General features: G+C 72.4%; 4 protein-coding genes. 2 read left to right on the top strand and 2 right to left on the bottom strand.

The genetic code is table 11. The features are described from left to right. Positions 1-138: 138 nt before the first annotated feature. A complete protein-coding gene (gene eno, locus ABLM29_RS22000; RefSeq protein WP_349716773.1) occupies positions 139-1,416 on the bottom strand; it encodes a phosphopyruvate hydratase in 1,278 nt (425 codons plus the stop codon). Between the two features lie 195 nt (positions 1,417-1,611). On the opposite strand from eno, the gene ABLM29_RS21995 reads away from it, so the two are divergent. Continuing rightward, on the top strand, positions 1,612-2,787 hold the full coding sequence (locus ABLM29_RS21995; RefSeq protein ID WP_349716771.1) for an exonuclease/endonuclease/phosphatase family protein: 1,176 nt from the start codon (positions 1,612-1,614) through the stop codon (positions 2,785-2,787). Positions 2,788-2,897: 110 nt separating this feature from the next. On the opposite strand, the gene ABLM29_RS21990 is transcribed toward ABLM29_RS21995, so the two are convergent. Continuing rightward, complete coding sequence (locus tag ABLM29_RS21990) at positions 2,898-3,656, bottom strand: ferritin-like fold-containing protein (protein ID WP_349716770.1); 759 nt, start codon at positions 3,654-3,656, stop codon at positions 2,898-2,900. A 396-nt stretch (positions 3,657-4,052) separates the two neighbouring features. On the opposite strand from ABLM29_RS21990, the gene ABLM29_RS21985 reads away from it, so the two are divergent. Further along, on the top strand, positions 4,053-5,312 hold a 1,260-nt coding region (locus tag ABLM29_RS21985; RefSeq protein ID WP_502889311.1), incomplete at its 3' end, for a DEAD/DEAH box helicase.

Raw genomic sequence — 5,312 nt, 5'->3', positions numbered from 1 at the left:
GCGGCGCCTGGCGGCGCTCCGCCCCCGGCACCGAGCGCCGCGGACCGCCCGGACCGGAACGGCCGCGCGCGGACCGCCCCGGCGCCCGGCTGCTGCGGCGCTCCTCGGCCATCGGCCCCTACCCCCGGATCCCCGGACTCAGGCCTGGAACCGCGGGAACGCGCCGGCGCCGGCGTACCGCGCCGCGTCGCCGAGCTCGTCCTCGATCCGGAGCAGCTGGTTGTACTTGGCGACGCGCTCGGAGCGGGCCGGCGCGCCGGTCTTGATCTGGCCGCAGTTGGTGGCGACGGCGAGGTCGGCGATGGTGGTGTCCTCGGTCTCGCCCGAGCGGTGGCTCATCATGCAGCGGAAACCGTTGCGGTGGGCGAGCTCGACGGAGTCCAGCGTCTCGGTGAGCGAGCCGATCTGGTTCACCTTCACCAGCAGCGCGTTGGCCTGGCCGCCGGTGATGCCGCGCTGGAGCCGCTCCACGTTGGTCACGAACAGGTCGTCGCCGACGATCTGGATCTTGCCGCCGAGCTCGTCGGTGATGGTCTTCCAGCCGTCCCAGTCGTCCTCGTCCAGCGGGTCCTCGATGGAGACGATCGGGTACGACGCGACCAGGTCGGCGTAGTAGGCGGTCATCTCGGCCGCGGACTTGGCGGCGGCCTCGAAGGTGTAGGCGCCGTCGGTGAAGAACTCGCTGGCGGCGACGTCGAGGGCCAGGGCGATGTCCTTGCCGAGCTCGTAGCCGGCGGCCTGCACGGCCTCGCCGATCAGGTCGAGCGCGGCGCGGTTGCTCTCCAGGTTGGGCGCGAAGCCGCCCTCGTCGCCGAGGCCGGTGGCCAGGCCCTTCTTCTTCAGCACCGACTTCAGCGCGTGGTAGACCTCGGCGCCCGAGCGCAGCGCGTCGCGGAACGACGGCGCGCCGATCGGCGCGATCATGAACTCCTGGATGTCCACGTTGGAGTCGGCGTGCGAGCCGCCGTTGAGGATGTTCATCATCGGGACCGGCAGCACGTGGGCGTTGGGGCCGCCGACGTAGCGGTAGAGCGGCAGGTCCGCGGAGTCCGCGGCCGCGCGGGCGACCGCGAGCGAGACGCCGAGGATCGCGTTCGCGCCGAACTGCGCCTTGTTCGGGGTGCCGTCCGCGGTCAGCATCGTCTGGTCCACGACCCGCTGGTCGGCCGCGTCGAGGCCCTCCAGCGCCGGGCCGATCGTGCGCACGACGGCGTCGACGGCGTGCTGCACGCCCTTGCCCAGGTAGCGCTCGCCGCCGTCGCGCAGCTCGACCGCCTCGAAGGCACCGGTGGAGGCGCCGCTGGGCACCGCCGCCCGGGCGAACGCGCCGTCGTCGAGGAGAACCTCGACCTCGACAGTGGGGTTGCCGCGCGAGTCGAGGATCTCGCGGGCGCCAACGGCTTCGATCACTGCCACGGTCTGCTCCTGGGGAGGGTCGTCGGGAGGGGTCCGTTCGCCAGCGTAGACCGCCCCCCTCGGGGTTCGGAGCAGCACCCACCGGCCGGACGAGATCCGGCGGACCCGGGACCATCTACCCAACTTCGGGCCGAAACGCAAGGGATCTCTGTGACTTCTGTTCTCTCGTGAGACGGCCGAACCTAGACTCCCCGCGTGCGCCCGCGCCTGCCTTCCCACCCGAACCCGCTGATCCTCGTCGGCGGGGTCGCCGCCGTGGCCGCCCTGCTCTTCGGCATCGTCCAGGTCTCCGGGACCTCGGCCCCGGGCTCGGTCCAGCTGGCCCACGAGACCACGACGGTCCCGACCCCGACCTCGCTGCCGAGCGCGTACGCCGGCAGCACCCCCGACGGCGACCCCGGCCGCGACGCGGCGAAGAGCCTCGCCTCGGCCGCCGAGGCCGCCGGGAGCACCGTGCCGACCGCGACGCCGACCGACCCCGTCACGGAGCAGCCGGAGAGCGATGGCCGGACGGGTTCGGGCCTCGCCGTCGGCGCGCCCACCGACATCACCGCGCCGGTCGGCTTCGAGGTGCGCCGCCGGATCACCACCGCCGTCGCCAACATCCCGAACCGGACGTCGAACGCCAAGTTCGCCGCCTCCATGCGCAAGCTGACCGCCGACAGCCCCGACTTCGTGCTGCTCAACGAGGTCTCCAAGCGGAGCATGGAGACGATCCTCGCCAAGGCTCCCGGCTACGACGGCTACCGCGACCCCGCCCCCGACCAGACGCTCGGCGGGAACCAGTCCATGAACAACGTCGTCGTCTGGCGCGACCGGAAGTGGGACCTGCTCGACGCCGGCCGCGTGAAGCTCGTCGACGACGACACCGGCTACTCGGGCGGCAAGAAGTTCACCTGGGACCGCTACGCCACGTGGACGATGCTGCAGCGCCGCGACGGCGCCATCGTCTCGGTCGTCTCCACCCACATGATGACCAACCCGGCGAGGTTCCCGCGCCAGCACGGCAAGCCCACCATGACCCGGGTCCAGCGCTACGGCGCCGGCATGGACGTGCTCGTCGAGACCGTGCGCACCCTCGCGGCCCACGGCCCCGTGCTGGTCGGCGGCGACATGAACTCCCACCCCAACCAGGGCGCGTGGTCTGCGGCGCCCAAGATGGCCGCGGCCGGCTTCACCTACACCAAGGACCGCGGCGTGATGTACCTGTTCGCGCAGGACTCGACCCGCCTCAAGGAGACCCGCGAGATGCGGATCGCCTCGGACCACCCGGCGCTGGTGACGACGATCGGCATGCGGCGTACCGGCCCGACGCCGGCGGAGCCCACCGACCCCACCGACCCCACCGAGCCGACCGAGCCGACCAGCTGACACCGCCCGGAGGTGGGTAGTCCCTGACGAAAAGCACCGCCCTCGGCGGATCTCAGGTGCTTTTCGTCAGGGACTACCCCCTCCGCGGCGCCCACCCCGGGCCTGACTGCTCAGGCCTCGAGGCCGAGGTCCGCCATCCGCGCCGCGTGGCGCTCGGTGAGCCGGGTGAACATCCGCCCCAGGGCGACCAGGTCCAGCCCGGGCCGGTCCACGCCGCCGGTGAGCAGCGCGGTGAGGGCGTCACGGTCGGCGGCGACCCGCTGCGCCTGGATCAGCGCCTCCCCCATCAGCCGGCGGCCCCACAGGGCCAGGCGACCGCCCAGCCGCGGGTCCTCGGCGATGCCGGCGCGCACCCGGTCCACCACGAACTGGGAGTGGTCGGTGCCCTCCAGGGTCGCCACCACGACGTCACGGGTGGCCGGGTCCAGGTAGGCCGCGATCTCACGGTGGAAGTCGCTGGCGAGCCCGTCGCCGACGTACGCCTTGACCAGGCCCTCGTACCAGTCCGCCGGCGCGGTGTGCGCGTGGAAGGTCGCGATCGACTCCTTGAACGGCTCCATCGCGGCGAACGGGTCGCCGCCGAGCTCGCGGATCCGGCCGTGCAGCCCGTGCACGCGGTCGAACTCGACGCACGCCATCGTCGCCAGCTCCACCGTGTCCGCCAACGTCGGCGCCAACCGGGCGTCCTCGACGAGCCGCTCGAAGGCGGTGATCTCCCCGTAGGCGATCACCGCGAGCAGGTCGACGACGGCCTGCCGGTAGGCGGGCTCGGCGAGCGCGGACGACTCCCCGGCGGCGTCCGGAGCGTCAGGGGCGGGGGGCTCCGCGGCCCCCTCGGAACCCGCGGAGAGATCGGCGGTTTCGGGCATGGGCGCAGCGTACCGATAGGATGGAGCCGGGTAGAGCGCACCCAGGAGCTGCTCCGCAGACTGCTGGCGCCACCCACGTATGTGCGCGGCTGAGTGTGAAGGGCCGACGAGGTAGTCGTCTCGCAGCCGCATCGATCGAATCAACTGCACGGCCGCGAGCGCGGAGAAAACCGCGCGAGACGCGGCCCGACGGCTGACACTCACGAAAGCGACAGGACACTGACGAACGACATCCAGGCCGGCGCCGAGAGCGCCCCGGCCGACAACGACACGCCCACCGAGACCGTGGCGGAGACCGCGGCCCCCGGGCCGACCTTCCGCGACCTCGGCGTGATGCCGGCGATCTGCGACTCCCTCGAGCGGGCCGGGATCACCCACCCGTTCGCGATCCAGGAGATGACCCTCTCGGTCGCCCTGATGGGCACCGACCTGATCGGCCAGGCCCGCACCGGCACCGGCAAGACGCTGGCCTTCGGCATCCCGGTGCTGCAGCGGAGCGTGGCCCCGACCGACCCCGACTACGCCGAGCTGCCGCAGGGCAAGCCGCAGGCGCTGATCGTGGCCCCGACCCGCGAGCTGGCCCTCCAGGTCGCCAGCGACCTCACCGTCGCCAGCCGCGACCGCGGCCTGCGCGTCCTCACCGTCTACGGCGGCGTCGGCTACGAGCCGCAGCTGGAGGCCCTCGAGACCGGCGTCGACATCGTCGTCGGCACCCCGGGCCGCCTGATCGACCTCGCCAACCGCCGCGCGCTCGACCTCTCCCACGTGCACGCGCTGGTGCTCGACGAGGCCGACGAGATGCTCGACCTGGGCTTCCTGCCCGACGTCGAGCGGCTGCTCCGGCTCACCCCGGAGACCCGGCAGACGATGCTCTTCTCCGCGACGATGCCCTCGGCGATCGTGGCGCTGGCCCGGATGCACATGCGGCACCCGATGAACATCCGCGCCGAGTCGTCGTACGAGAACGCGACCGTGCCCGCCACGGCCCAGTTCATCTACCTCGCCCACGACCTGGACAAGCCCGAGATCATCGGGCGCGTCCTCCAGGCCGAGGACGCCGACAAGATCATCGTCTTCACCCGCACCAAGCGCCAGGCGCAGCGGGTCGCCGACGACCTCGAGGAGCGCGGCTTCAAGGCCAGCGCGCTGCACGGCGACATGCAGCAGGCCGCCCGCGAGCGCGCGCTGACCAAGTTCCGCGAGAACAAGCTCCGGGTGCTGGTGGCCACCGACGTCGCCGCGCGCGGCATCGACGTCTCCGGCGTCTCCCACGTCATCAACTACACCTGCCCCGAGGACGACAAGACCTACGTCCACCGGATCGGTCGTACCGGCCGCGCCGGCGCCTCGGGCATCGCGATCACGCTGGTCGACTGGACCGACGTCCATCGCTGGAAGATGATCAACAAGGCGCTCGACCTGCCCTTCGACGAGCCCGTGGAGACCTACTCGACCTCCGAGCACCTCTTCCACGACCAGGGCATCGCGCCGGGCACCAAGGGCCGGATCGCCGACCCCAAGCCGGTCGAGCGGGCGCCGCGCGAGAAGCGCGAGGGCCGCGACTCCGAGCCCGAGAGCGGAGCGGAGCAGGTCGTGGTCGAGGGCGTGCGCGGTCAGCCCGTCGCGGCCCACGGTGGTGTCGGCGGCGACGAGCGC

Origin of the sequence: Nocardioides sp. YIM 152588 (genome assembly GCF_040191335.1) — a bacterium.
GTDB lineage: Bacteria > Actinomycetota > Actinomycetes > Propionibacteriales > Nocardioidaceae > Nocardioides.
Note: the sequence above shows the minus strand (reverse complement) of the source record. Positions and strands in the feature narration are given on the sequence as shown.